The sequence below is a fragment of the Actinoplanes aureus genome (genome assembly GCF_015704865.1).
Lineage (GTDB): Bacteria > Actinomycetota > Actinomycetes > Mycobacteriales > Micromonosporaceae > Actinoplanes > Actinoplanes aureus.
On record NZ_JADQTO010000017.1, the window covers coordinates 37,372 to 63,855 of the forward strand.

Below are 26,484 nucleotides of genomic sequence, written 5' to 3' on the forward strand. Positions count from 1 at the left end.
AGGTCCACCGGTCTCGGGTGCCGGCACCCAGCCCTGCCGCCGCCTCGCGGTCTCCCGTGCGGATGAGCGGGCGCAGTTCCCCGGAAGCGGACTCCGCGCCAGACACGGGCCGGTCCACTACCCCCCGACCGCGGGGAAGCGCCCCGCTCCGGGCGACCTTCCTCACGTGAGACGGCGCCGAGCCTGGCCGATCCCGCTATAGAGATTCTGTAGCCACCCTGGAGGACAGTTCGGTGACCTCGCGCGCCCCGTACGCCCGGAAGGTCGCCAAGGCCTCGTGCCGCGCCGCCGCGGCCGCCGCGTGCTCACCGCACGCCTCCCGCAGTTCCGCGATGTCCCGCAGCGTGCGGGCGGCGAACAACGGCATCTCCAGGGCACGGAAGGCTTCGAGGGCGCCGCGCAGGCAGGCGTCCGCCTCGTCGAGGCGATCCGCGCTGAGGTGCAGTTCGCCGAGCGTACGCAGGGTCATCGCCTCCGCCCAGCGGTCGCGGCCGTGGCGGTCGCTGACCAGCAGGGGTTCAAGGACGGCGAGGGCCCGGTCCAGCTGCCCCATCCGGACGTGGGTCTTGGCGAGCGCCCGGGAGCTGAAGCCCTCCAGTTTGACGTCGCCGAGCCGCCGGAACATGTCGGTGGCCTCGCTGAGCACCTGTTCGGCGTCGCCGAGCCGGCCGGCCGCGCGGTGGACGAGGCCGATGGTGCGCAGCGTCAGCGCGGTGCCGCGGCGGCTGCCGGCTCGCCGGTACGCGTCGAGCGCCCGCCGCAGCGACGCGTTCGCCTCGTCGATCGCGCCCTGCTCGAGATAGACCGAACCGGCGATGCGGGCGCAGTGCCCGATCGCGCCGTCGTCGTCGAGGACCGCGCAGACCGTCATCGCCTGCTCCAGGAAGTGCCGGGCCTCCGGCAGGTGGCCCTGTTCCCGGCAGGCCAGCCCGAGCGCGGTCAGGGTGGCCGCCGCACCCCGCTGGTGCCCCAGATCGCGGAAGAGGGCGAGGGCCTCGGACAGGTACCGGCGTGCTTCCGGGTAGCGGTCCTGCTCGTACCGGAACTGGCCGAGCGCGGCGACCAGGACGGCCTCGCCGAGCCGGTTGCCGGCCCGGCGGGCGGCGCCCAGCGCCGCGTCGTGGGCGCGCTGCCACAGCTCGATGACGTTGTTCAGCGGGTACGAGGACGCGCACACCAGCGAGGCTAGCCGGACCGCGGTGTCGTCCAGGTCGAGGGCGGCGGCCCGTTCGACGGCCAGGACCAGCGACGTCTGCTCCACGTCGAGCCACCCGCGAGGGTCGGCGACCGGCTCGCCGGCCGGCTCACCGGCGGGGGAGTCGCGGGACGGCAGCCAGAGCGGGATGCAGCCGGAGGTGACCCGGTCGGCGATGTGCCCGCGCAGCCGGTCGAGTCGGGTCAGCCAGCCGTCGGCGACCCGGGTGGTCACGGCCACCTGGTCGGCGTACGACTCGTGGCGTTCGGCCTGCTCACGGGCGTAGATCCGGACCAGGTCGTGCAGCCGGTACCGGATCTGTCCGGCGTGGTCGACGTACGTGTAGTCCACCAGGTGCGCGTCGACCAGCTGCTCGACGACCGTCTCCGCGTCGTCGGCGGAGGTGTCCAGGAGGGCCGCCACCACCCAGCACGGGAAGTCGGCGGGCCCGAGCTGGCCGAGCCGCCGCAGCGCGACCCGGGCCCGCGGGTCCAGCCCGGGCAGGCTCATCTCGATCGTGGCGCGGACCTGCTGGTCACCGGCCCACAGTTCGTCGAGGCGGCGGCGCTCGTCACCGAGCCGGCGGGCGAGCAGCTGCGCGGACCAGTGCCGGCGGGTGGCGAGGCGGGCGCCGGCGATGCGCACCGCCAGTGGCAGCCGCCCGCACGACGTGACGATCTCCGCTGCCGCGTCCGGGGACGAGATCACCCGGTCGTCGCCGACCACCCGGGCCAGCAGGGCGGTCGCCTCACGCCGGCTGAGCATGTCCAGTTCGAGCAGCCGGGCACCGGCCAGCCCGGGCAGCCGGTTCCGGGAGGTGATCAGCACTCCGCAGCGCGGGCTGCCCGGCAGCAGCGGCCGTACCTGCTGCTCGTTTGCCGCGTCGTCGAGCACGACCAGCACCCGGCGGCCGGCGAGCAGGCTGCGGTACTGGTTCATCCGCTCGTCCAGGCTGCTCTCGATGGCACTCGGGTCGACGTCGAAGGCCCGCAGGAACCGGCCGAGCACCTCGGCCGGCGAGGCCGGCGACGCGGACATGCCGCGCAGATCGACGTGCAGAACCCCACCGGGGTACGCGGACGCGACGCGATGCGCCACATGGACCGCCAGGGCCGATTTGCCGACACCGCCCGGCCCGGCGATCACCCCGACCGCCGACGGGCTCTCCAGCAGCTGGATCAGCTGGCCGCTCTGCGCCTCCCGGCCGGTGAAGTCGGCCGCGTCCGGCGGCAGCTGCGCGGGCACCGGCGCCGGTGCGGCAGCGACCGGCGCCGGTCCGGCGTCACCGCGCAGGATCGCCTCGTGCAGCCGGGCCAGCTCCGGCCCCGGCTCGATGCCCAGTTCCTCGACCAGGATCGCCCGCCCCTGCCGGTAGACGGCGAGGGCGTCCGCGGCCCGCCCGGACCGGTACAGCGCGGTCATCAGCAGCGCGCGCAGCGACTCCCGGGTCGGATGCTGCCCGACGAGCACGGACAACTCGCCGCACAGCTGGTCGGCGCGGCCCAGCGCGAGGTCGGCGCTGATCCGCTCCTCGGTGACCGTGAGCCGCTGTTCGTCCAGCCGGGCGGCCTCGGCGGCGAGCGCGGTGCTGCGTACCCCGCCCAGGGCCGGGCCGCGCCAGAGCGCCGCCGCGGCACGCAGCGTCTCCGACGCCTCGCCGTGGCGTCCCTCGCGGGCCGCCGCGCGGCCCCGCGCGACGAGCGCGTCGAACCGGTTGCGGTCCAGGCTGTCCGGGTCGATACGGGCCAGGTAGCCGGGTGGCCGGGTCTCGATCACGTCGGCGGGCAGCGCGCGGCGCAACGCCGAGACGTACGTCTGGACGAGCGCGCGTGCGGTCGGCGGCGGGTCGTCGTCCCAGATGACGTCGATCAGCCGGTCGGTCGAGATCACCCGCCCGGCCGGCAGCAGCAGGGTGGCGAGCAGGGTGCGGATCTTCGCACCGCCGAGCGGGAGGACACCGGCACGGGTTCCCACCTCGACCGGGCCGAGCAGCCGGAACTCCACCGACCGGTCGCCGGGCTCACCGGAGGCGGTCAGCAGCATCCGGTAGACGTCATGCAGCTCGCGGCCCGGGTCGGTGCCCAGTTCCTCGGCGAGCAGGTGCCGGGTGCTCGCGTACCGGTCCAGGGCCTCGCTGGTCCGGCCGCACTCGTGCAGTGCCCGGATCAGGGCCGCGGCGAGCGGCTCCACCAGCGGATACTCCTCGCAGAGGGCGGACAGCGCGTCAAGCGTGAGCCCGGCGGTGCCGGCCGCGGAGGCGGCCCGGGCCCAGGCCAGCGCCACCTCGATCCGGCGGTTGTGCCACTGCCGGCGCAGCCGCTGCGCCCACGGGCCGGGCAGGTCCGCCACCGGGCTGCCCCGCCACAGCCCGAGCGCCTGGCCGAGGGGTCCCGGCTCGTCGCGGGCCGCGAGGTTCTCGAACCGGCGCAGGTCGACCAGGTCGGCGGGCACGTCGATCCGATAGCCGCCGCCGGCCCGGTGCAGCTCGACCGGCCCGTCGCTGAGCGCGCGGCGCAACGCGGAGACGTACGCCTGCACGGCGTGCCGGGCCTTCGCCGGCGGCCGCTCACCCCAGACCCGGTCGATCAGCACGTCCATCGGCACCGGGCGCCCCGCGTCCACCAGGAGCGCGGCGAGCACGGCGCGCTGCCTCGGCTGCCCGATGTCGACCGGACCGGCCGCGGTGCGCGCCTCGACCGGCCCGAGCAATCGGAACTCCACGCCGCCACCATAAGCCTCGATGCCTCGCCCCGAGGATTTCCCGAGCGGCCTGCGGCAACGTGACCGGTGCAACGGCCGCGCCGCAGCACGGGGGAGTGAGACGGTGAACGCGACCGCACGGGCCCTGGTGGCCCTGCTCATCGTGGCCGGTATGGGTCTCGCGATGGTGACCCGTACCGGACCGGCGGAGCCGCCGCCCCGCGACCGGGTCGGGTGCCGGCCCGGTTTGCGGGTGGCGCCCGTCACCGGCCACCTGCGGGTGCTGAGTTGCCCGGCCGCGGCCGGCCGGCCTGCCGCACCCGCCCTCGACCGCCACCGCGCCCTCACCGAGGTGGCCCGGCGCCGGGCGGCGCCGGCCTGCTGAGGCGGGTTCCTCATGGAGCCGGGCCGGATGCCGATCGGGGGGTCATGGGTATGCCCGGGATCGACGACCACGAGGCCGAATTCTGGGTGCGCCAGATCCGTCTGGGTGTGCTGATCGCAGTGATCATCACCCTGCTGGGTGCCGTCCACGTAGCGGTCAACTGGGTGGACGGCCAGCGCTGGTGGGCCGCGCCGATGGCGGTCGCCGGACTATCCCAGTCGCTGATCTGGCTGCTGCCGTGGCGGCGGCTGGTACACAGCGCGCGGGTCCGTGCCGGCCTGTTCGGCTGGTGGCTGGCGCAGATCCCGCTGCTGTGCTTCTTCGCCTACGTGGACGTCTACGGCGCGGTGCTCTACCTGCCCTGCGTGATGCTGATGGTGGTGACGGCGGGTGCCCTCTTCCCGCCCGCGATGGTGGTCGGCCTCGGCGTGCTCTCGCTGGCCGGATTCCTCGCACTGCTGCCCACCGGCACCGGGGTCAGCGCGGTGCTGGTCGCCGGGCTGGCGTCGGTGATGGCCTTCGTGGTGGCGGTCAGCGCGGTGATCGCGCACAACCGCCGCCGGATGGACGACCGGCGGCGGTCGGCCGAACGGCGTACCGGGGCGCTGCTGCAGAACTCGCCGGAGGCGGTCATCGCGATCGGCCGCGACGGTGAGGTGACCTACGCCAGCCCGTCGGCGCAGACCGTGCTCGGGCATCCGGCGGCCGCCGTCACCGGTGAGCTGCTCAGCTCACTGGTGCACCCGGAGGACCTGGCGCGGATGCGTACCTGGATGGCCGCGCTGCGCTCGTCGCCCGCCGGCGCCACCGACGAGGCCGAGACCCGCCTGCGCCGCGCCGACGGCTCGTGGGCGGTGCTCGACGCGATCGGCACCAACTGCCTGCACGACCCCGACCTCGAGGCGGTCGTGATCAGCATCCGCGACATCGGCGCTCGCAAGGCCCTCGAGGAGCAGCTGAGCCGGCAGGCGTTCACCGACCCGCTGACCGGGCTGTCGAACCGGGCGCTGTTCCGCGACCGGCTGGAGCACGCCACCGCGCGCCGCGACGCCGGTGTCACGCTGTTGCTGATCGACCTGGACGACTTCAAGGACGTCAACGACAACCTCGGGCACAGCGCCGGCGACGAGCTGCTGACCAGCGTGGCCGGGCGGCTGCGGTCCGGCGTACGGCCCGGCGACACCCTGGCCCGGCTGGGCGGTGACGAGTTCGCCGTGCTGATCGAGTCGATGGACGGGCGGGACGCGTCGGCCACCGCCGAGCGCCTGCTCACCGAGCTGCGCCGGCCGATCGAACTGGGCGGGTGCGACATCCGCTGCACCGCCAGCATCGGTGTGGCCGCCGCCGTCGGCGGGGTGACCGCCGAGGAGCTGCTGCGCAACGCCGACCTGGCGATGTACGCCGCGAAACGGCAGGGCCGTAACGCGTACGCGGTGTTCGACGAGGCGATGTACGCCAGCGTGATCAACGAGGCGCGCCAGCGCATGGAGATGGAGCGGGCGCTCGCCGAGGAACAGTTCGTGGTCCACTACCAGCCGGTCGTCGACCTGCCGCACCAGCGGGTCACCGGCGTGGAGGCCCTGGTCCGCTGGCAGCACCCGGAGCGCGGCCTGCTCGCACCGAACCACTTCATCGACAACGCCGAGGAGAGCGGGCTGATCGTGCCGCTCGGCCGGTGGGTGCTCCAGGAGGCGTGCCACCAGCTGGCCCGCTGGCAGGCCGACGGGTACGCCGAGGGCCTCACCATGAACGTCAACCTGTCGGCGCGGCAGTTCCAGTACGCCGGCCTGGTCGGCGACGTCCGGGACGCGATCGCCTCCTCCGGTGTGGAAGCCGGCCTGCTCACCCTGGAGCTGACCGAGTCGATGCTGCTCCAGGACATCGACGCCGCGTCGGAGACCCTGCACGCGCTGCGCCGGCTCGGCGTGCACCTGGCCATCGACGACTTCGGCACCGGCTACTCCTCGCTGAACTACCTGAAGCGCCTCCCGGTCGACGTCATCAAGATCGACCGCGCCTTCATCGCCGAGGTCGCCACCGACGCGGGGGACAAGACCCTGGTCGACGCGGTGGTCACGCTGAGCCGGGCGCTGAGCCTGAAGACCGTCGCCGAGGGCATCGAGACCGACGACCAGCAGGCGATGCTGCACCTGCTGGGCTGCGAGTACGGCCAGGGCTACCTGTTCGGCCGCCCCGCCGGGCCGGAGGCGATCGCTTCGCTGCTGCGCGAGCACGCCGAGGTATCTTCGCTGCACACGTGAACGCACGGAGGTGATCGTGGGGACGGTGACCCGCCGGCTCGCGCTGCTGCGGGCCGACCTCGACGACGCCGTCTGCCCGGTGCCGGAGGAGATCGCGCGTGGCCTCGGTGACCGGGAGAGCGTCACCGTCGTCCTGGAGCACCGGGCGTACGGCGGTACCGCCACCCGCTCCTCGTTCGAGGCCGCGGTGCGCCGGGACGCCGGCCGGCACCTGCACGGCATCGACTGGCCGGCCGACCTCCACCCGGGGGTGCTGGTCGGCATCGCGTGGCGGCCCGCCAAGGACGAGATCGGCCTGCGCACGGTGTCCGTCGAGGATCCGGTGAGCGTCGACGGGATCGGCTACTTCCACGAGTACGACCCGACGGTCGTGACCCGCGAGTTCGAGCCCGGCAAGTCCAACCACGGGCAGGTGCTGGGCGTGGTGCGCAGGCTGGGCCGGGTCTTCGACGACGGCAGCGCGGTCTCCACCGAGGCGGCCGTGGCCGCCCGCTGCGGCCTCGGCCGCGGCGCGCGCGGCGCCTTCCTGTTCCGCAACGCGGTGGACCAGCTGATCCGGGAGGGGTACGTGACACGCGTGCCCGGCAGCGTCGGCGCCGACGGCCAACCGTCCTATCCGGCGGTCGACGGCGAGGAGCCCGCCGAGATGCTCTTCTACGCCCCGCTGGTCGAACCGATCCCGATGGGCGACGGCGCCGACCGGCGTGAGCACTGGGTCAACGGCTTCATCCGCAAGCTGCCGCCGGGCGCCCAGCCCTCACCGAAGCAGCTGGCCGCGTACCGGCGCGCGGTGGAGAACGAGCAGATCGACGAGGACACCCTGGCCCCCGGCTACACCTTCGTGAAGAAGCACCACCGGCACGGCTGATCGTTCACAGGCGGGTCACGGCGATCGCCACGATGGCCGCCAGGATGGTTCCCATGAGCACCGGGTACGCCAACGAAAGTCCGGTCACCAGGCAGAACACCAGCAGGGCGCCGTAGAACGGCACGCCGACGGCCAATCCGATGATCGCGCCACGGCGGACCCAGGCGGGGTCGTCCGGCTCGGTGCCGGCCGGGCGGTTCTGCGCCTTCCGGTCGACCCAGGCGATCGCCGGCACGAGCAGGGCCCACAAGCCGCCGTACAGGCCGGACAGCGCGACGCTCTGCGCGATCGGTTCGCCCTGGTCGAGGTACAGGCGGACCGGGAACCAGAAGAGGCCGAGGACAACGGACAGCACGGCGAACCGGCCGGGCGGCCCGCCCAGCCGCTCCATGAGTGAGATCCGGCGGCTCTCCAGGGATCTTCGTTCGACCATGGCCGATGTCTTTCCCACCCGGGCCGTCAGTCAAGCGCCTCCGGCACGTACGCGGCGGCGAGCGTGCCGAAGACCGTCCAGCCGAGCGCCTGGTACAGGCCGCGTCCCTGCTCGGTGGCGGCCAGTACGCCGGTGTGCATGCCGAGACCGGCGGCATGGCCGGCGAGCGTACGCATGACCACACTGCCCAGCCCGCGGCGGCGGTGCGCGGCCTCGGTCTCCACCTGGTCGACCACGCCGACCGGCCCGGCCGGCGCCAGCCGTCCCCAGGCGGCCCGCGTCCCGGCGCCGTCGAGGATCTCAGCGATCACCACCGGCCCGCTGCCGACCGTCCGGACGGTGTACGGCTCCGGCGGAGTCCCGCCACCGTCGGCGCCGAACGGCACCCGCATCAGGAAGGCGGTCTCGGCCATGGTCCACGTCGCGGGCAGGGCGGCACGCAGCCGGCCCGGCTCCCCGGCGACCTTGATCCAGGTGCCCGGCGTGGCCTGGCGGCGGCCGAGGTCGGCCAGGACCCGCTCGTCGTGCTCGGGCAGGACGTAGCGGACCCGGTGGCCCGGCAGCCCGACCCGGACGCGCCATCCGCCGGGCACCGGCTCCGGCGGCTCGGTGGAGCGGGAGACCGCCCAGCCACGCACCCATTCACTTACCAGATCCACTGTGCCGTCCTTTCGATGATCACCGCGGATAACGCAAACGGTATCCGCCACAATCGATCGCGTGGATGCCCGCCGGGAACGCGTGACAGTACTGCAGATCGTCGTTTCCGGACTGCTCAGCGTCCTGCTCGCGGTCGCCGTGAACGTGGCCACCGGCGGTGAGCTGCCGGCGCCCGTGCAACCGTTCGCCTGGCTGGCCTGGCCCGCCGTGGCTCTGCTGGCGCTCACCCTCACCGGCCTCACCCTCTGGCAGCACCGCCTCGGGCGACCGGCCGCCGCCGCGCCGGAGCCGCGGCCGGCCCAGTTGCCCGCGCCGCGACCGCTGGTGGGCCGCGCCGGTGAGCTGCGGGCCGTCGGTGCCGCCGCGCGCGAGGGCGGCTCCACGGTGCTGATCACCGGTGTGCCGGGCGCCGGCAAGACGGCACTCGCTCTGCGGGCCGCGTACGACCTGGTCGGCCGGTACCCGGACGGGCAGCTCTACTTCGACCTGCGCGGCTCCGACACCGACGCGGTGCCGCCGGAGGTCGTCCTGGTCGGCTTCCTGCGCGCGCTCGGCGACCCGGACCCGGCGCCCGGCGGCGGCACCGCTGAGCTGGCCGCCCGATTCCGTACCGCGGTGGCCGGCCGCCGGCTGCTGGTGCTGCTCGACGACGCCGGCACCGACGACCAGGTCGCCCCGCTGCTGCCCGGAGCCGGTGGCTCGTTCGTCCTGATCACCAGCCGCCGGCAGCTCCGGCCGCCCGGTGCCCGGCTCGTGCGGCTCGGTGAGCTGCCGGCGGGCGACGGCCGGGCCGTCCTCGAGGCCGCGATCGGCGCGGACCGCGTGCGCGCCGACCCGGGTGGCACCGACCGTGTCCTCGCGGCGTGCGCCGGGCTGCCGCTCGCCGTCCAGCTGGCCGGTGCCCGGTTGCGCGCCCGGCCGGGCTGGAGCGTCAGCGATCTCGCCGGGCGGCTCGACGACGAGCGGCGCCGGCTCGGCGAGCTCAGCTCGGGCGACGCGGCGGTGCGCAGCACCTTCGGCAGCGCGTACGAGTCGCTCGCCGGCACCGACCGGCTGGTGTTCCGCCGGGCCGGCGCCCAGCCCGGCAAGCACTTCGGGCTCGCCGCGGCGGCCGCGATGACCGGCCGCGAGCAGCCCGAGGTGGCCGCAGCGCTGGACCGCCTCACCGACGCGATGCTGGTGGAGAGCCCGGCGCCGGACCGGTACCGGCTGCACGACCTGCTGCGCCTCTACGCCCGCGAGGTGTTCGAGGCCGAGGAGACCACCGCCGACCGGGCGGCCTGCCTGGACCGGCTCCTGGCGTGGCTGACCAGCAACGCCGCACCCGGGCAGTGGCGGGCCGACGAACTGGACAACGCCGTGGCCGTGCTGGCCGCCGCCGTCCGCGCCGGCCGGTTCGCCGCGGCGTACGACCTCGCCGACGCCGTGCACCCGCTGCTGACCGAACCCGGTGACCACGTCTACCGGCTACCGCTGTGGCAGGCGGGCGCGGCTGCCGCCGCCGGGCTCGGCGACGACCTGCGGCGGGCGCGGGCGCTGCGCTGGGTGGCGCACTCGCACCGGATGGCCGGTGACCTGCCGGCCGCACGGCTGGCCGCCGAGGAGTCGGTCACGCTCGCGGACCGGCTCGGCGACGAGTGGGAGCAGGCCCAGTCCAGTCGCACGCTGGGGGAGGCGCTGCGCGGCCTGCGCCGCTACGCCGAGGCCGAGCAGGCACTGACGCAGGCCATGAATCGGTTCGTCGCGCTGGGCCGGGACGAGGAGGAGATCGAGGTACGGGTGGCACTCGCCGGCGTTTACAACGACTCCGGGCGGCCGGGCCGGGCGATCCCGGTGCTCGCCCGGGCCCGGGACCTGCTGCCGGTCGCGGAGGAGCCGATCCACGGCTGGGTGTACCTGGGTTTCGCGGTCGCGTACCGCCAGGAGGGACGGGAGGAGGAGGCCGCGGCGCATCTGGAAGCGGCCACCGCGGCGGCGCGGCGCCTGGGTGACGTGTTCATCCTCGGCTATTGCCACCAGGAGCGGGGCTGGGCCGCCGTCGCACACGGCCGGTACGCCGAGGCCGAGCGCGAGTTCCGCGGCATGCTCGCGGTGCTCGACGGCATCGGGCACGGCACCGGCGTGGCCGGCGCCCACGAGGCACTCGGCGAGATCGCCGCGCGCCACGGACGGCACCGGGCGGCGCGCGAGCACTTCGCCGAGGCGGCGGCCCGCTTCGAGCGGCTCGGCGATCCCGGCGGCGCGGCCCGCTGCCGGCAGCGGGCCGCTGCCTGAAACTACTGGGCGAGCGTACGAGTGAGCACATGCGAGTTCGACGACCAGCTGCCGGCGGGCTGGCTGGCCGCGGTGGTCGTCCGGGTGGGCCACGCCGCCGGCGACGAGGTGGACGCCGGCGGCATGTCCCGGGACCAGGCGATCACGGCCTTGCGTACCAGCGTGCTCCGCCTGCTGGGCGCGTCCGGGGACGGCTCGGTCCCGGGCTGACGCCGTGGCGGATCAGCGGTGGCTCGGCTTCGGGACGGAGGGCCACCGGCCGCTGCCCGGAAGGGTGCCGCGGATCGCCTGGTAGTACCGGATGGCGATCTTCGCGGAGTCCGCGGCACCGGCGCCGCTCAGGTCGACGGGGTGGAAGCCGGGGCCGGCCGCGCGGATCACGCCGGGCATCTCCCGCTGCAGAGCGGCGTTCTGCCGCTGCGCTGCCGGGTTCCGTCCACCGGCGAGTGCCGGCGGGATGGAGACGAACACCTTCGCCTCCGGCTGGTTCTGCCGGATGTGCCGCAGCAGCCCGGCGACCCGGCGGGCGACGGTGGCGGCGTTCGCGCCGCGCACGATGTCGGCCGTGCCGGCGTTCACCAGGATGACGTCCGGCCGGTACCGGGCCTGCAGCACGCCGATGCTGCGATCCATCTGCTGGACCGTCCAGCCCTGGTGCCCGTCGTGGTTCAGCCCGATGGCGGGGCTGTTCGCCACGCTGCCCACCCAGCGGTGGTTCAGCCCGCGCGGCTCGGCACCCCGGCGCAGCAGCGAGTCCAGCCGGCTCCGGTAGTTCGCGGTGCCGGTCCCGCTGGTCACGCTGTCGCCGACCGCGAGCAGCTTGTGGGTCGGCATGGTGCAGTAGGGCAGCGCCTTGAAGGTGTAGCCCTCGGCGGTCAGCAACGGCAGCAGCTGCTTGAAGGCCTGCAACTGGGGCCAGGCGTGCGCACCCTCGGCGTGCAGCGTCACCATCGCGCCGTCGAACACCTGCTCCTGCACGGCCGAGACGATCATGTCGGGATCGGTCCAGGCCGCCGGGACGAACACGCGCCGGCTGTCCGCCGGGTCCATCACCGACAGGGTCTGGCGCAGGCCCAGCTCCTTGGCGGTCTGCTCGACGACCGCGGAGGTGGCCCAGCCCGGCGGCCGCCAGCAGTTGCTCACATGGGGCCGCAGCGCCTCCTGAGCCTTCGTCAGCTGCTGGTGCATCTCGCGGATGCTCATCGCGGGAAGCGACTTGTGGCTGTACGTGTGGTTCCCGATCACGTGCCCTTCAGCGGCGGCACGTGCCACCAGCTCCGGCCTCGCCTCACCGTTGCGACCGACGTAGAACAGCGTCACCTTGGCGTCGTAGGCGGCGGCCGCGTCCAGCAGCTCCGCCGTGCCCGCACCGGGCCCGTCGTCGAACGTGAAGTACACCGTCTTCGCGGACGCGGGTGCCGCTGCCGCCGGCAAGGCCGTGAAGAGGCCGGACACACTCATCATCGTTGTCGCTGCCGCCGCGGCCGCTCGCCACCACCTGGGACTCATGCCTGTGTGGGTCGGTCCCGGAGGGCCCGGGTTTACCGGGCGGCTGGGTGCACCTCGGGTGCGTCTCCGGCGAGCGGACGCGCGGCCACCCGCCCGGGCCCGGCGGTCGCGCTGGGGCCGGGAGCGGGCAGGTGATCGCGCGGTGGGCCGGGGACGGTCCCGGTCCGGCGGGACGGCCGGTCACCCGTACCCCGGAGGGTTTTCAGTCTTGGCCGGAACCCGGCTCGGACATGGCGCGGTGCATGCGCGCCTTGACCGTCTCCGGGGTGACCTTGGCGGCGCCGGCCATGACCTTGTTGGTCACCGAGCCGGCGACCACGTGGTCCTTGCCCTTCATCAGCGCCTCGAAGCCCTGCTTCGCGACCTGCGCCGCGTCGTCCTTGCTGTCGCTGGCGCCGACCCGGGTGTCCTGCATGCCGGCGCGGTCGAAGAACTCGGTCTCGGTCGGGCCGGGCATCAGCGCGGTGACCGTGACGCCGGTGTCCTTGAGTTCCTCGCGCAGCGCCTCGGAGAAGGAGAGCAGGAACGCCTTCGACGCGGCGTAGACGGACTCGAACGGGCCGGGCTGGGTCGCCGCGATCGACGAGGTGAACAGGATCCGGCCCTGGCCGCGGGCCACCATGTCGCGGACCGCCAGCTTGGCCAGGTGCACCGAGGAGCGCACGTTCAGGTCGACGATCGCCAGGTCGGCGGCGAGATCCGTGGAAGCGAACGAGCCGCCGGCCCCGATCCCGGCGTTGATCGCGATCGCGTCGAGGGGACGGCCGGTCGCGGTGATCCGGGCGTAGAACTCCTCGACGCCCTCGGGGGTGGCCAGGTCGGTGCGGACCGCGGCGAGGGCTTCGACCGTGTGGATCCGCTCGTCCTCGGCGGCGACGACCACGTCGAAGCCGTGCTGCGCGAACTGCTTGGTGAGCTCGTACCCGATGCCGCTCGACGCGCCGGTGACGGCGGCGAGGGGCTTGCCGGTGGTCTCCACAGCGGTTCCTTCCGGTGGGGGGCGGTGCTGTCGTGGTTCGGCTACCCCAGGCCGGTTTCGCGAAACCGAGCGCTCGATTCACGAGGTGACATGAAATGTCGGATTTAGGGTAAATATCGCGGGTCACCGGGCGAGGAGAGAGGCGGACCCGCTATGACAGCACCGACCTACCGGTTCCGCCGGATCGGGACGATCATGTCGCCGGACCCGGATGACCCGATGGAGTTCTGGGGAGCGTTCAACCCGACGGTGGGACGGACACCGGACGGCCGGTGGCATCTGCTGGCCCGGGTGACCGCCGAGGGCAACGTGTCCCGCCTGCGGATGGTGGAACTGGTGCTCGACGACGGGGTGCCGGCCGGCGTACGGCGCGGTGACGTGGTGATGGCGCCGGACGAGCCGTGGGAACGTGGCGGCGGGCGGGGCGGGATCGAGGACCCGAGGGCCACCTGGATGGAGACGCTCGGCATGTACGTCCTGTCGTACACCGCGCAAGGCGGGGCGTACGGTGCCCGGCCGGCCTTGGCGGTCTCCGACGACTTCCGCACCTGGCGCCGGCTCGGGCCGCTGCACTTCGCGTACCAGCCCGCTCTCGAGCACGACATGAACGTCTTCCCCAACAAGGACGTGGTGCTCTTCCCGGAGGTGGTCCGCGCCCCCGACGGCCGGCCGTCGTACGCCTTCCTGCACCGGCCGATGTGGGATCCGCACATGGACCTGCCGGCCGGCGTGACCGATCCGCGGCACAGCATCTGGGTGTCGTTCGCCCCGGTCGACGCGGTCACGGCCGACCTCGCCGCGCTCACCCTGCTCGGTCAGCACCGGCCGGTCGCCGAGCCCTGCTACCCGTACGAGAGCACCAAGATCGGGGCCGGCCCGCCGCCGATCCGGGTCCCGGAGGGCTGGCTGCTCGTGCATCACGGGGTGAGCGAGCACCACGACGGGGGACGGGTGCCCCGGCTGGACTACGCGGCCGGGGCCATGCTGCTGGACGCCGACGACGTCGCCCGGGTCCTCTACCGTACGGCCTCGCCGGTGCTCGCCCCGGAGACGACCGAGGAGACGGCCGGCATCGACCGGCACATCGTCTTCCCCAGCGGCCTGGCGTGCATCGGCGAGGTCGGCTACCTCTTCTACGGCGTCTCGGACCGCTACATCGGCGTCGCCCGCCTGGAACGCGGCGACGGCGGGTCCGCCGATCCGGTCTGGCAGCCCGTCGAGCCGGTGTCGTCGCAGTCCGACGGCCGCGCGGCCTAGACGGCTCTGCCGGGCACGGGCTGCACCAGGTCACGGGTGATGCCGGCCAGGTCGGTGACGCCGGTCAGGGCCATCGTCAGGTCCAGCTCGGCGATGACGTTGGCGATCACCTCCTCGACGCCGCGCTGGCCGGCGACGGCCAGTCCGTACATGTAGGGGCGGCCGAGCAGGACCGCGTCGGCGCCGAGGGCCAGCGCGGTGAACACGTCGGCGCCGCTGCGGATGCCGCTGTCCATCAGCACGGTCTTCTCCGGGCCGACCGCCTCGCGCACCTGGATCAGGGCGTCGAGCGCGGCGATCGAGCTGTCCACCTGCCGGCCGCCGTGGTTGGAGACCACGATCGCGTCCATGCCGAGCTCGAAGGCGCGGCGGGCGTCGTCGGGGTGCAGGATGCCCTTGAGGACGACCGGCAGGCTGGTGCGTTCCCGGACGGTGGCGATGTGGTCCCAGCTCAGCCGCGGGTTGGAGTAGATGTCCAGGAACGTCTCCACCGAGGCGCGGGGCCGGCCGGAGCGCAGGTTGTCCAGGAACCCGCCGGGGTGGTTGCGGACCATCGTGAGCAGCGACCGGACCGCGGCCAGCGTCACCTCGGCCGGATTCTCCAGCACCCGCTCGGCGGCCAGCGACCGGAACCGCGGGTCGGACGTGTACTGCGCGATCCCGAGCCCGCGCGCGAACGGCAGCGAGCCCAGGTTGAGGTCCTGCGGCCGCCAGCCCAGCACGGTGGTGTCCAGGGTGATCACCAGCGCCCCGGCACCGATCGCCTCGGCCCGCTGGATCAGGCTGTCGACCAGGCCCTCGTCGGTGCTCCAGTACAGCTGGAACCAGCGCGGCGAGTCGCCCATCGCGGCGGCGGCGTCCTCCATCGGGGTGCCGCCCTGGTTGGTGTAGACGTACGGGACGCCGGTGGCGGCGGCCGCCCGGGCGGTGTGCAGGTCGCTGTCTCTTGCCATCAGCTGGCCGGCGCCGACCGGGGCGAGCAGGATCGGCGCGGGCAGCCGGGTGCCGAGCAGGTCGCGGGAGAGGTCCCGGTCGGCCGCGCCGCGCAGCATCCGCGGCACGATCGCCCACCGGTCGAACGCCTCCCGGTTGTTGCGCATGGTCCGGCCCAGCCCGGCGCCGCCGGCCACGTACGCCCACGCGGTCCGGCTGCTGGCCTTGCGCGCCCGGCGTTCCAGCTCGGCGAAGTCGGTAGGCACGGCCGGGCGGCGGCCGAGCACGCCGGCCCGATAGACCTGGTTCTGCCGGACGCGTCCCGGACCTGCCGCCATCGCGCTTCTCCTCTGTGCGGGTTCGCGAGTCACGATAGAAACAAGTCACGTGACTTGTAAACTGGTGGCGTGCCACGTACCCAGGCGGAACGCCGCGCCGCCACCGTCGACGCGCTGCTCGACGCCACCCTGCGCAGCCTGGTCGAGGTCGGTCTGGCCGCGACCACCACGCGCGGGGTCGCCCAGCGGGCCGGGGTGAGCCAGGGCGCGCAGCAGCACCACTTCCCGACCAAGGCGCTGCTGGTCGACGCCACGATCATCCGGCTGATGGAGCAGTTCGTCGCCGGCCTGCGCGCCGCGTCGATCACCGGGGACACGGCGGAGGAGCGGCTGCACCGGCTGCTCGACCAGCTGTGGGAGACGCACAACCGGCCGGTCATCGCGGTGGTGCACGAGGTTTTCACGGTCGCGCGTACCGACCCGGAGACCGCGCGCCTGCTCGCCGCCACGCTGACCACCGTGCACGACGACATCGTCGCCCTGGCCGCCGAGCTGATGCCGTCCTACGCCGCCGCGCCCGGCTTCCGCGACGTCATGCTGACCACGCTCGCCGCGATCCGCGCCACCGCGCAGATCGCGGCCATCCCCGGCACCGCCGGCGCCGTACCGCGGTGGGAGACCTTGCGAGAGATTCTCGCACGCCAATTCATCCGGTACGCGTGACGGGAACGGCAGCGATGTGCATGACGGGCAGGCTCAGCGCCTCGCCCGCAGAGGCGCGCGACGGGACATCTAGCCTCGGTCCTGCTTCTTCGGGGTACGCGTAACCGTCGTCGCGCCGAAGCCGACGCCGTTCCCGCTTTCCCGGCGCGAGCCCGGCTTACCCTCACCGCCCCAGCGCGACCGCCGGGAAACAGCATCACCTGACGGTCACGACGGCGAACGCGGGAATCGCGGTCCGCCCCGGCGGCGCCGCCGGGGTAGGTGCTCGGGTCCCCGCCGATCGCCGACCGTGAGCGGCCCTACCACCCCGGCGGCGGTGGTTACGGCGGGTGACGCGTACCACGAACCGGGTTTGTGAATTGGATCGTCGTGGGTAGACCTAGCGCGTCAACGAACTTCGATCGCGGAGGGAACCGCAATGACCCAGACGACGAGCACCCGGCGCCCCGCCACCACCGCCGCCCGCGTTTGCACCATCCTCGCTTTCGTCTTCGCGGTGGCCGCCGTCCTGCTCAGCCCCCTCGTCTTCGGCCTGGCCGCGCTGGTGCTCGGCCTCGTCGGTGGCTACCTCGGTGACCGCCCGCTCGGCTGGTACGCGGCCGCGGCCGGTGTCGCCGGCGGCGTGCTCGGCGTGATCCTCAACGCGGTCCTGCTCAACTCGTAAGCGCCCTGTTCGCTCTCGGCGTGATCCACCGGGTAGCGACGGCAAGGCGGCGTCCGCGAGGGTGACCTCGTGGACGCCGCCTTCGTTCTCGTGCACAGCCCGTCGGTGGGGCCGCTGACCTGGCAGCCCGTCGCGGACCGCCTGACCGGCTCCGGCCGGATCGCGGTCGTGCCGTCGCTGCTCGGCGTGGCGGACGCCGGTCCGCCGTTCTGGCCCGCGGTCGTCGAGGCGGTCACCGCCGGCGCGCCCGCGGACGTGCCGCTCGTGCTGGTCGCGCACAGTAACGCCGGCCTGTTCGTCCCGGTCGTCGCCGAGGCGCTCCGGCAGCCGGTCGCCGCCTGTGTGTTCGTCGACGCGGCGCTGCCGGCCCGCACCGGGCCGACCCCGGTCCTGACGCCCGAGCTGCTCGACGTGCTCCGGCCGACGGTGGCCGCCGACGGCCGGCTGCCGCAGTGGACGTCCTGGTTCGGCGAGTCCGAGGTCGCGCCGATGTTCCCGGATCGGCGGACCCGGCAGGCCGTCTCCGCCGAGCAGCCCCGGCTGCCGTTCGGTTACTACGAGCAGCGGGTGCCCGTCCCGGCCGGCTGGGACGGCATGCCCTGCGGCTATCTGCTGTTCGGGCCGCCCTACGACAAGATCGCCGAGGATGCCCGGCAGCGCGGCTGGGACGTCGACGAGGTGCCCGGCCGGCATCTCCACCAGATCGTGGACCCGGGAGCGGTGACCGGCCGGATCGTCGCCATGGCCGATCGCCTGCTCAGCTGACCCGCAGGAACACCGCGGTGGCGTTGTCGGCGCCGGTTCGCAGGGTGTCGTCCAGCAGCGTCGCGACCGGATCCCGATCGGCTTGCAGCACCTCGGCGACCCGCTGATAGCTCACCTGGTCGGCGACGCCGTCGGTGCAGAGCAGGTACCCGTCACCGGGCCTCAGGCTGACGTTGAGCAGGTCCGCCTCCGGCGCGCCGGGATGCCCGGCATAGCGGGTCAGCCGGTAGCGATCCGTCTGGGCCTGCGCGGAGTCCGCGGCGTACCAGCCGTTCACCAGGCCGAGCCAGGCCACGGTGTGGTCCACGGTGAGCAGTTCGAGCAGCCCGTCGCGCAGCCGGTAGGCGCGCGAGTCACCCAGCTGCACCAGCCAGCCGGTGCCGTCCGCCGGGTCGGCCACGAACGCGGTCAGGGTGCAGCCGGTCAGGCCGGGCAGACCCCGGCCGGCCGCGCGCACGGCCTGCTGCACCTCGGCCACCGCGGAGCGCAAACATTCGGGGTACGGGCCGAGCACGCTCCGCCGCACGAAGACGTCCACCGCGGTGCGCCCGGCGGCGCGGCTGCCCGGGCCGTCGCCCATGCCGTCGGCCACCACGGCGAGCGGCCGCCCGGCGTCCAGGTGCAGCACGTCGTAGTTCTCCCGGTAGCGGACACCGACGACACTGCCCGCCGCCCCGGTCAACCGTCGTCCCGCGACCGTCCACTGAGCAGTGCTGATCTCCACCTGCCCCACGGTAGCCGGTGAATTCCGGTATTTTGCCCGGCGTGACAGTCGTACGCGAGTTCGAGAACGACGACTATTTGCCGGAGTACGGCCTCATCGTGCTGCGCGACCCATCGCCGGGCGACGATTTGCAGCCGCCACGCGAGAGCGGCGACGGTGAGGAGCCGACCGGCACGTTCGCGGCCGCCGGCCGGGGCTGGCTCACCTGCCGCGCCGGCGACGGTCACCACGTGGTCCGGCTCGAACTGCACGACGGCCCGCCGCCCGCCGACCAGGCCGGGTTCGACGACGTCGTGGAGACGCCGTACGCGGCGGGCTCCGGCGGGCTGTCCCTGACCTATCTCACCGGCGGCGCCGGCCCGGTGGACCTGGACCTGGACGGCGCCGGCCGGTTCCGGGTACGGGTGTCGCGCCGCCGCCGCGACACCCCCGACGGGGCCGGCGACCGGTGGCTGCTGCGTTTCTGGCCCGAGCCGGTGCCCGCGCCGCCGGCCTGGCTGGTGCGCTCCCGGCCCGCCGTCGGCCCCGGCTACACCGGATGGCAGTCCGAACTCCAGTACGAGCCGATGGAACTGGCCGGCGTGGTCGCCGCGGCGGCCCGCGAGCGCGGCGGCCCGGTGACCGTGGCGGACGTCGACGCCTGGTGCCAGGCCCACCACCGCCCGGCCGGCTGGCTCGACGTGCCGCTGTGGCAGCCGCCCCGCGCGCCGCTGACCACCGGCCACGCCGACCTCGACCAGCGCAAGGCCGCCCAGCACGAGGAGGTGGTGGCTCGGCTGGCCGGGCAGCAGCGCCGCCTCGACGAGATCGCCGCCGAACTCGGCGTCCCGCCGGTGCGCAGCCGCCGGGACGCGCTGCCGCTGCTGGCGGCGGCCGGGATCCTGACCGGCTCCGCGGCAGCGGGCTATCAGCCCGGGCAGCCCGCCCGGGTCGACACCGTGCTGTCCCTGCCGCCGGATCGGGTCCGGTCGCTCGAGCAGCAGGACGCCCGATATCGGTACGGCGACCTGGCCGAGGATCTGCGGTCGGTGCTGCGGTGGGCGCCGGGGGAGCCGTATGAGGTCGCGGCGGCGGAGCTGGCCGGGCGGTTGCTGGTGAGCGAGGGGGAGTTGCGGGCTGGGGTGGCATTCGCGGAGCAGAGCGGTGTGCTGCACGCGGACGGTGTGGAGACGCTGCGGCTGAGGCTCGGCCGGCGTCCCGCGCCGGATCCCTCGCCGTCGCCGGTCCCCGGTCCGTCTGGCGGGCCGCCGTCTGCCTCCCGTCCTGCCGCCGCGCCGCCGGCGTCCCGCCCGGCTGCCGCTCCTGCGTCTGGGGCACGGCCGTCCGCGCCGCCTCCGCCTGTGGCTCCGCCCGCTGCGCCGCGTCCGGCTGCTGCGCCTCGGTCTGGGACACGGCCGTCCGCGCCGCCTCCGCCTGTGGCTCCACCTGCTGCGCCGCGTCCGCCCGGCCGGGACAAATCGGGCGCTTTCCTGAGGCCTGGACTGGCCCGCCTGACGGTCAATACGACAGCGGGTCCGCGGCTGTCCATGGGCGGCCCGCGACAGGAACGGCAGGAGCCGCCCCAGCCGCCGTTCGGCGCGCCGCCCATCGCCGGGATGATCGCCGGCGACGGCACGGTCGTCGAGTGGCGGGACGGCGTGCGGGTCGAACTCACCCAGCTCGAGCCCGGGCAGAGGCGGGCGCGAGCGCTGCGGACCGCGTGCGGTGTGCTCGTGCTCGGCCACGACATGCCCGCCCAGCTGATCTCCGCCGATGGCGAGACGACCGAGATCGGCGAGCTCCGCGGCCCGGTGCCGGTGCTGCTGGGCGACGGTCGCCGGGTGGCGGTCGTCGACAGCGCGCATCATCGCCTCGAATCGCGGTACCGGCTGCGCGTCATCGATCTGACCGGTGGGCCGGCCGAGACCATGCCATGGCCGGAGGACCGGTCCGTCGGGCTGCTCGGGGCGTACCGTGACACCCTCTACTTCCGCGACCAGCAGGATCACGCCATCATGCGCTGGACGCCCGGCAGCGCTCCGGAGCGCCACCCGGACACCCTGGATCAGATCGACCCCCTCACCGGGACCGGACTCGCACGGACGATGGGTGGTGTCCGGGTGGCGCGGCCCGGCGGCAGCGCGGTGACGGTACCGGTCGACACGAGGGCCCGCCTCGCACCCGGCGGCGAACAGCTGTGGACGACACGCGTCGAGCCGGCCGCGCTCACGCTGTTCCCGGTCCGGCCGGGCCCGGACGTGCGCCCGCAGGTGTGGTGGCTGCCCGAGCGCGGCCGGCGCGGGCCGCACGGTGCGTACGGCGAGCCCGTCTGGGAGGACCGTGACCACGTCCTGTTCGGCTTTCAGCCGTGGCACTTCCCGCCCGAGCCCGCGACCGGCGTGCGCTTGTCGATCCGTGACGGCGCGGTCGAGCGGTTGCCCGAATCGGGCCGCCCCGGGCAGTCGGTGATCTTCGTCGAACCGCTGCTGACCGCATAGAGGGCTCCCGCAGTCAGGGTCTTGGCCCAAGCCCAATGCTGTCTCAACGGCTGCCAGACAGCACCCACGTTGGGCCGGAGAGGACCCTGACCGCGCCGTCTACCTCGGCAGACGCCGAAATCAATAGACATCGGTTGATATTCGGGCAGCGAGATGTGATGCTGACCGGGAGCGCTCCCATTCCCCCGAACGCCGAAGAATGGAGGACATCCCGTGCCCCCACACGAGTCCCGTCGATCCGGTCGCCGATCCCCATCAGCGGTTCGCCGGCACGTCATGGTGCTTGTCACGCTGCTCACGACGGTGATCGGCCTGCTGCCCTGGTCCGGTGCGGCCCAGGCCCACGGCACGATCATCAGCCCCGCAACGCGCGCCTACCAGTGCTGGAAGACCTGGGGCAGCCAGCACATGAACCCGGCCATGCAGCAACAGGACCCGATGTGCTGGCAGGCGTTCCAGGCCAACCCGGACACCATGTGGAACTGGATGAGCGCGCTGCGGGACGGCCTCGGCCAGCAGTACCAGGCCCGCACGCCCGACGGTCAGCTCTGCAGCAATGGTCTGGCCAGGAACGACAGCCTGAACCAGCCCGGCGCCTGGAAGACCACGGCCATCAGCCGCAACTTCACCATCCACCTGTACGACCAGGCCAGCCACGGCGCTGACTTCTTCCGGGTCTACGTCAGCAAGCAGGGGTTCAACCCGGCCACCCAGCGCCTCGGCTGGGGGAACCTCGACTTCATCACGCAGACCGGACGGTACGCGCCGTCGCAGAACATCCAGTTCAACGTCTCCACCTCGGGATACACCGGCCATCACATCGTCTTCGTCATCTGGCAGGCCTCGCACCTCGACCAGGCCTACATGTGGTGCAGCGACGTGACCTTCGCCTGATCGGCACGACCAGGCACCGCTTTCCGGCCCAGGACGTCGGCTGACGTCCTGGGCCGGTAGCCCGGACCACAACGAGGTGAGAAACGACCATGACTACCCGCTACAGCCGCTACGTGTGGGCCGCGGTGATACTGCTGGCGGCGTCGGCCGGTGCGGTCGTACTGGCCGACTCGGGCGGCCCGAAGGCGGAGCCGGCGGATTTGCAGGCGCAGATCATGACCCGGATGCGTACCACGCTCCAACAGTCGAACCCGGAGGAGCACAACCACGCCGGACACCACGTCCAGCCGACGGCCACCGGGGAGCCGGCGAAGCCGTCGGTGATCTGCGGGGTCCGCGTCTACGGCCACGAGCCGTCCGATGTCACCACGCTCGCCGAGGTGCGCACGGTGTACGGCTTCCACCTCTGCGGGGTCGCCGAACCGGACCGTCCCTGGGACGTGGCGGTGAAGCTGGCCGGCCCGGTGATCCTGGACATGGCCACCGAGCCGCCGGGCATCCAGGTGGTCGAGGCGACCGCCGACGTCATGTACGTCGACCGGCTGCGCGAGATGTTCCCGGACAAGTACGCGCAGCTGGCGCTCAAGGAGGCCCTGACCGACGAGGAAATGGCCGACCTGCGCCGCCGGTACGACGCGGCCGCCGGGCTCTGACTCAATAACCGGTGGAGTCGTCCGCCGGCGCGCTGCTAGCGTCGCCGGAGCCAGGTGGCGCCTCCCGCCACGCCGTCATCCGCAAGGGACAGGCCGTTGTACATCAGCTGAGACATTCACCGCGCCGAGTAGCCACGCCGTGATTTGCAAGCGTGCGAGCCTCGCGCACTGACATCCCGCATGGACCAAGCGAGTAGGGCGCGCCGTCGTGACACCCGGCCGCTTCTCCGTCATGCGCGGATCTTCTCCGCGGAGCGCCGTCTCCGCACGGAAATGTCGCAGCAGATCGGTACATCCACTAGTGATCAACACCGCACGACGACTCACAACGACGCCATGCGCCGGATGCGGGCTGACCCTCGGACTCACGGTCCTGGAACGAGTCGAGGTGCCCGACACATCGGTCCGCTTCGTCCGGCCGATCCCGGTCAGGCCGACGACATCGCTGTCAGCCCAGGACGCCTCGCGCTCCGAAGCGCGAAGGCGAGCAACCCGCGGCCGCCGCGGATGCGGTTGGCCGGCCGCGACCGGGTGGTGGCGCGCCTCAGCCGCACACCGAGGGCGCCCGGCAAACCGGTACGGGTACGGAAGCCGGCCTCGCGGACGCCGCCGCGGCGGGCGCTGAGCCCGGTCCGGCATGCGGGGGCCAGGCAACGGGTTTAGGGTCGATCTATGGGCGTCCGCACCTGGATCGAGGGGTGGCCGGTGTACCGGCAACTCACCGGCACCGACCCGCTGGGCCGGGGCGCCGCCGCGCAGTCCCGGCGTTCCCGGGAGCTGACCGCGCGTACCGAGACGGCCGACTCGATGGCCCGGTCCGTCTGCCCGTACTGCGCGGTCGGCTGCGGACAGCGGATCTTTGTGAAGGACGGCCGGGTCGTCCAGATCGAGGGCGACCCGGACAGCCCGATCTCCAAGGGCCGGCTCTGCCCGAAGGGTTCGGCCAGCAAGAGCCTGGTGACCAGCGACCGCCGGGTCCGCACGGTGCTCTACCGCCGGCCCTACGGCACCGACTGGGAAGAGCTCGACCTGGACACGGCGATGGACATGATCGCCGACCGGGTGCTCGCGGCGCGCGAGGCGACCTGGGAGGACGCCGACGACGAGGGCCGGCCGCTGAACCGTACGCTCGGCATCTCCAGCCTCGGCGGCGCGACGCTGGACAATGAGGAGAACTACCTGATCAAGAAGCTGTTCACCGCGCTGGGCGCGATACAGATCGAGAATCAGGCGCGTATTTGACACTCCGCCACCGTTCCCGGTCTGGGGACCAGCTTCGGCCGTGGCGGGGCCACCGGATTCCTTCAGGATCTGGCTAACGCCGACTGCATCATCATCCAGGGTTCCAACATGGCGGAAGCACATCCGGTGGGCTTCCAGTACGTGGTGGAGGCGAAGAACCGCGGCGCGAAGGTCATCCACATCGACCCGCGGTTCACCCGGACCAGCGCGCTCGCGCACACGTACGTGCCGATGCGGGCGGGTGCCGACATCGCCTTCCTGGGCGGGGTGATCAACTACATCCTGAGCAACGAGAAGGACTTCCGGGAGTACGTGGTCGCGTACACCAACGCCTCCATGATCGTCAGCGAGGACTTCCGGGACACCGAGGACCTGGACGGGCTGTTCTCCGGTTACGACCCCGAGCTGAACGTGTACGACCAGTCCAGCTGGCAGTACGCCGGGCAGCAGGACGAGGGCCAGGAGGAGGGCGAGGCGCACACCGACCGGGAGACCGCCTCCGGCCTGGAGCAGGAGTCGCACGGCCCGCCGGTGCCCGCCGACGTGCCCCGCGACCCGACGCTGCGGCACCCGCGCTGTGTCTTCCAGATCCTCAAACGGCACTACGCCCGCTACACCCCGGAGATGGTGGAGCGGGTCTGCGGCGTGCCGCGCGACAAGTTCGACGAGGTCTGCGAGGCCTGGACGGCGAACTCGGGCCGCGAGCGCACCACCGCGCTGGTCTACTCGGTCGGCTGGACCCAGCACAGCGTCGGTGTGCAGTACATCCGCACCGGCGCGATCATCCAACTGCTGCTCGGCAACATGGGCCGGCCCGGCGGCGGCGTGATGGCGCTGCGCGGGCACGCCAGCATCCAGGGGTCCACCGACATCCCGACGCTGTTCAACCTGCTTCCCGGCTACCTGCCGATGCCGCACCACAGGCAGCACGAGACGTTCCGGCAGTGGATCGACGCGATCCGCAATCCCGAGCAGCAGGGGTTCTGGGCGAACGCGGAGGCGTACGCGGTGAGCCTGCTCAAGGCGTACTGGGGCGACGCGGCAACCGCGGACAACGACTGGGGGTACGGCTGGTTGCCTCGGCTCACCGGCGACCACGGTACGTACCAGCAGGTCCTCGACATGATCGACGGCAAGATCAAGGGCTACTTCCTGCTCGGCCAGAACCCGGCGGTCGGCTCCGCGCACGGCAAGGCACAGCGGCTCGGCATGGCGAACCTCGACTGGCTGGTGGTCCGCGACCTGTTCATGATCGAGAGCGCGACGTTCTGGAAGGACGGGCCGGAGATCGCCACCGGCGAGATCGTCCCCGAGCAGTGCCGGACCGAGGTGTTCTTCATGCCGGCCGCCTCGCACGCCGAGAAGGAGGGCACGTTCACCCAGACCCAGCGGATGCTCCAGTGGCGCGAGAAGGCCCTCGACCCACCCGGTGACTGCCGCTCCGAGCTGTGGTTCTTCCACCAGCTGGGCCGCCTGGTCCGGGAGCGGCTGGCCGGCTCCACCCTGCCCCGCGACCAGGGACTGCTCAACCTGACCTGGGCCGACGAGGAGCCCACCGGCGAGGACGTGCTCAAGGAGATCAACGGATTCGACGTGGCCACCGGCGAGCTGCTGCCGACCTTCACGGCGCTCAAGGCCGACGGGTCGACGGCCTGCGGATGCTGGATCTACTCGGGTGTCTACGCCGGCGGCGTGAACCAGGCCGCCCGTCGTAAGCCCGGCCGCGAGCAGGACTGGGTGGCCCGCGAGTGGGGCTGGGTGTGGCCGGCCGACCGGCGCACCCTCTACAACCGGGCCTCCGCCGACCCGGAGGGCCGGCCCTGGTCGGAGCGGAAGAAGTACGTGTGGTGGGACCCGGAGGCCGGCGAGTGGACCGGGTACGACGTGCCGGACTTCGAGAAGAACAAGCCGCCGTCGTACCGGCCGCCGGACGGCGCCACCGGTGTCGCGGCGATCTCCGGTGACGACCCGTTCATCATGCAGGGCGACGGGAAGGGCTGGCTGTACGCGCCGAGCGGCCTGATCGAGGGACCGCTGCCGACCCACTACGAGCCGGCCGAGTCGACGGTCCGCAACCCGCTCTACGGCCAGCAGGCCAACCCGGCCCGCAAGGTGTACGACCGCCCGGACAACCCGACCAATCCCATGGCGAACGACGTCTACCCGTACGTCTTCACCACCAGCCGGCTCACCGAGCACCACACCGCCGGGGGCATGAGCCGGCAGCTGGCGTACCTCTCCGAACTGCAACCGGAGATGTTCGTCGAGGTCTCCCCGCAGCTGGCCGCGGAACGCGGCCTGGAGAATCTCGGCTGGGCGCACATCGTCACCTCGCGCGCCGCGATCGAAGCCCGGGTGCTGGTCACCGACCGGCTCACCCCGCTGCGCGTCGACGGCCGGACCGTGCACCAGATCTGGATGCCGTATCACTGGGGGAGCGCGGGCCTGGTCACCGGCGACTCGGCGAACGACCTGATCGGCATCACGCTCGACCCGAACGTGCTGATCCAGGAGAGCAAGGTGGGCACCTGCGACATCCGGCCCGGCCGGCGGCCGGTCGGGCCCGCTCTTCTGGAGCTCGTGGACGGCTACCGCAAGCGGTCGGAGGAT

19 protein-coding genes and 1 pseudogene are annotated in these 26,484 nt (G+C 73.1%); 13 read left to right on the top strand and 7 right to left on the bottom strand.

Annotated elements, in window-relative coordinates:
* Positions 1-196: 196 nt before the first annotated feature.
* The gene (locus I4J89_RS30750; protein WP_196417616.1) at positions 197-3,916 is read right to left on the bottom strand and encodes an AfsR/SARP family transcriptional regulator; all 3,720 of its coding nucleotides are present in this window, start codon (positions 3,914-3,916) and stop codon (positions 197-199) included.
* 103 nt (positions 3,917-4,019) lie between these two features.
* Between I4J89_RS30750 and I4J89_RS30755 the strand changes: the two genes are divergently transcribed.
* Genes I4J89_RS30755 through I4J89_RS30765 form a run of 3 tightly spaced genes read left to right on the top strand, consistent with a single transcriptional unit; the run spans position 4,020 to position 7,409 of the window.
* Positions 4,020-4,280, top strand: a complete 261-nt coding sequence (locus I4J89_RS30755; protein WP_196417617.1) for a hypothetical protein — start codon at positions 4,020-4,022, stop codon at positions 4,278-4,280.
* Between the two features lie 50 nt (positions 4,281-4,330).
* The gene (locus I4J89_RS30760) at positions 4,331-6,541 is read left to right on the top strand and encodes a putative bifunctional diguanylate cyclase/phosphodiesterase (RefSeq protein WP_196417618.1); all 2,211 of its coding nucleotides are present in this window, start codon (positions 4,331-4,333) and stop codon (positions 6,539-6,541) included.
* A 16-nt stretch (positions 6,542-6,557) separates the two neighbouring features.
* A complete protein-coding gene (locus tag I4J89_RS30765) occupies positions 6,558-7,409 on the top strand; it encodes a hypothetical protein (RefSeq protein WP_196417619.1) in 852 nt (283 codons plus the stop codon).
* 4 nt (positions 7,410-7,413) lie between these two features.
* Here I4J89_RS30765 and I4J89_RS30770 read toward each other — a convergent pair whose 3' ends face one another.
* Together I4J89_RS30770 and I4J89_RS30775 are read right to left on the bottom strand one after the other, a co-directional pair.
* Positions 7,414-7,842, bottom strand: a complete 429-nt coding sequence (locus I4J89_RS30770) for a hypothetical protein (protein WP_196417620.1) — start codon at positions 7,840-7,842, stop codon at positions 7,414-7,416.
* Positions 7,843-7,868: 26 nt separating this feature from the next.
* Positions 7,869-8,501, bottom strand: coding sequence for a GNAT family N-acetyltransferase (locus tag I4J89_RS30775; RefSeq protein WP_196417621.1), 633 nt, complete (start codon positions 8,499-8,501; stop codon positions 7,869-7,871).
* 61 nt (positions 8,502-8,562) lie between these two features.
* On the opposite strand from I4J89_RS30775, the gene I4J89_RS30780 reads away from it, so the two are divergent.
* Positions 8,563-10,776, top strand: coding sequence for an ATP-binding protein (locus tag I4J89_RS30780; RefSeq protein ID WP_196417622.1), 2,214 nt, complete (start codon positions 8,563-8,565; stop codon positions 10,774-10,776).
* A gap of 21 nt (positions 10,777-10,797) precedes the next feature.
* Positions 10,798-10,986 (top strand): hypothetical protein, encoded by a 189-nt coding sequence (locus tag I4J89_RS30785; protein ID WP_196417623.1) that lies wholly within the window; start codon positions 10,798-10,800, stop codon positions 10,984-10,986.
* Positions 10,987-10,998: 12 nt separating this feature from the next.
* On the opposite strand, the gene I4J89_RS30790 is transcribed toward I4J89_RS30785, so the two are convergent.
* Both I4J89_RS30790 and I4J89_RS30795 read right to left on the bottom strand, forming a co-directional pair.
* Entirely contained in the window at positions 10,999-12,231 is a 1,233-nt protein-coding gene (locus I4J89_RS30790; protein WP_196417624.1) for a polysaccharide deacetylase family protein, read from the bottom strand.
* A gap of 256 nt (positions 12,232-12,487) precedes the next feature.
* The gene (locus tag I4J89_RS30795) at positions 12,488-13,264 is read right to left on the bottom strand and encodes an SDR family NAD(P)-dependent oxidoreductase (protein WP_196417625.1); all 777 of its coding nucleotides are present in this window, start codon (positions 13,262-13,264) and stop codon (positions 12,488-12,490) included.
* A 153-nt stretch (positions 13,265-13,417) separates the two neighbouring features.
* Here I4J89_RS30795 and I4J89_RS30800 point away from each other — a divergent pair, with 153 nt between their 5' ends.
* Positions 13,418-14,521, top strand: a complete 1,104-nt coding sequence (locus I4J89_RS30800; protein ID WP_196417626.1) for a glycoside hydrolase family 130 protein — start codon at positions 13,418-13,420, stop codon at positions 14,519-14,521.
* On the opposite strand, the gene I4J89_RS30805 is transcribed toward I4J89_RS30800, so the two are convergent.
* Positions 14,518-15,792 (bottom strand): lactate 2-monooxygenase, encoded by a 1,275-nt coding sequence (locus I4J89_RS30805; RefSeq protein ID WP_196417627.1) that lies wholly within the window; start codon positions 15,790-15,792, stop codon positions 14,518-14,520. The two genes, I4J89_RS30800 and I4J89_RS30805, sit on opposite strands and share 4 nt — an antisense overlap.
* Before the next feature lie 69 nt (positions 15,793-15,861).
* Between I4J89_RS30805 and I4J89_RS30810 the strand changes: the two genes are divergently transcribed.
* The 3 genes from I4J89_RS30810 (at position 15,862) to I4J89_RS30820 (ending at position 17,884) form a co-directional block, all read left to right on the top strand.
* On the top strand, positions 15,862-16,455 hold the full coding sequence (locus I4J89_RS30810; RefSeq protein WP_196417628.1) for a TetR/AcrR family transcriptional regulator: 594 nt from the start codon (positions 15,862-15,864) through the stop codon (positions 16,453-16,455).
* A gap of 418 nt (positions 16,456-16,873) precedes the next feature.
* Positions 16,874-17,119, top strand: a complete 246-nt coding sequence (locus I4J89_RS30815) for a hypothetical protein (RefSeq protein WP_196417629.1) — start codon at positions 16,874-16,876, stop codon at positions 17,117-17,119.
* Between the two features lie 69 nt (positions 17,120-17,188).
* The gene (locus I4J89_RS30820) at positions 17,189-17,884 is read left to right on the top strand and encodes an alpha/beta fold hydrolase (protein ID WP_196417630.1); all 696 of its coding nucleotides are present in this window, start codon (positions 17,189-17,191) and stop codon (positions 17,882-17,884) included.
* Here I4J89_RS30820 and I4J89_RS30825 read toward each other — a convergent pair.
* Positions 17,877-18,608, bottom strand: a complete 732-nt coding sequence (locus I4J89_RS30825; RefSeq protein WP_196417631.1) for a PP2C family protein-serine/threonine phosphatase — start codon at positions 18,606-18,608, stop codon at positions 17,877-17,879. The two genes, I4J89_RS30820 and I4J89_RS30825, sit on opposite strands and share 8 nt — an antisense overlap.
* A gap of 41 nt (positions 18,609-18,649) precedes the next feature.
* Here I4J89_RS30825 and I4J89_RS30830 point away from each other — a divergent pair, with 41 nt between their 5' ends.
* The 4 genes and pseudogenes from I4J89_RS30830 to fdh all read left to right on the top strand — a co-directional run.
* A complete protein-coding gene (locus I4J89_RS30830) occupies positions 18,650-21,085 on the top strand; it encodes a hypothetical protein (protein WP_196417632.1) in 2,436 nt (811 codons plus the stop codon).
* 276 nt (positions 21,086-21,361) lie between these two features.
* On the top strand, positions 21,362-21,979 hold the full coding sequence (locus I4J89_RS30835) for a lytic polysaccharide monooxygenase auxiliary activity family 9 protein (RefSeq protein ID WP_196417633.1): 618 nt from the start codon (positions 21,362-21,364) through the stop codon (positions 21,977-21,979).
* A gap of 89 nt (positions 21,980-22,068) precedes the next feature.
* Positions 22,069-22,632, top strand: a complete 564-nt coding sequence (locus I4J89_RS30840; RefSeq protein WP_196417634.1) for a hypothetical protein — start codon at positions 22,069-22,071, stop codon at positions 22,630-22,632.
* A gap of 672 nt (positions 22,633-23,304) precedes the next feature.
* Positions 23,305-26,478 (top strand): annotated as a pseudogene (gene fdh / locus I4J89_RS30850) (formate dehydrogenase); the annotation flags it as partial.
* Positions 26,479-26,484: the final 6 nt, after the last annotated feature.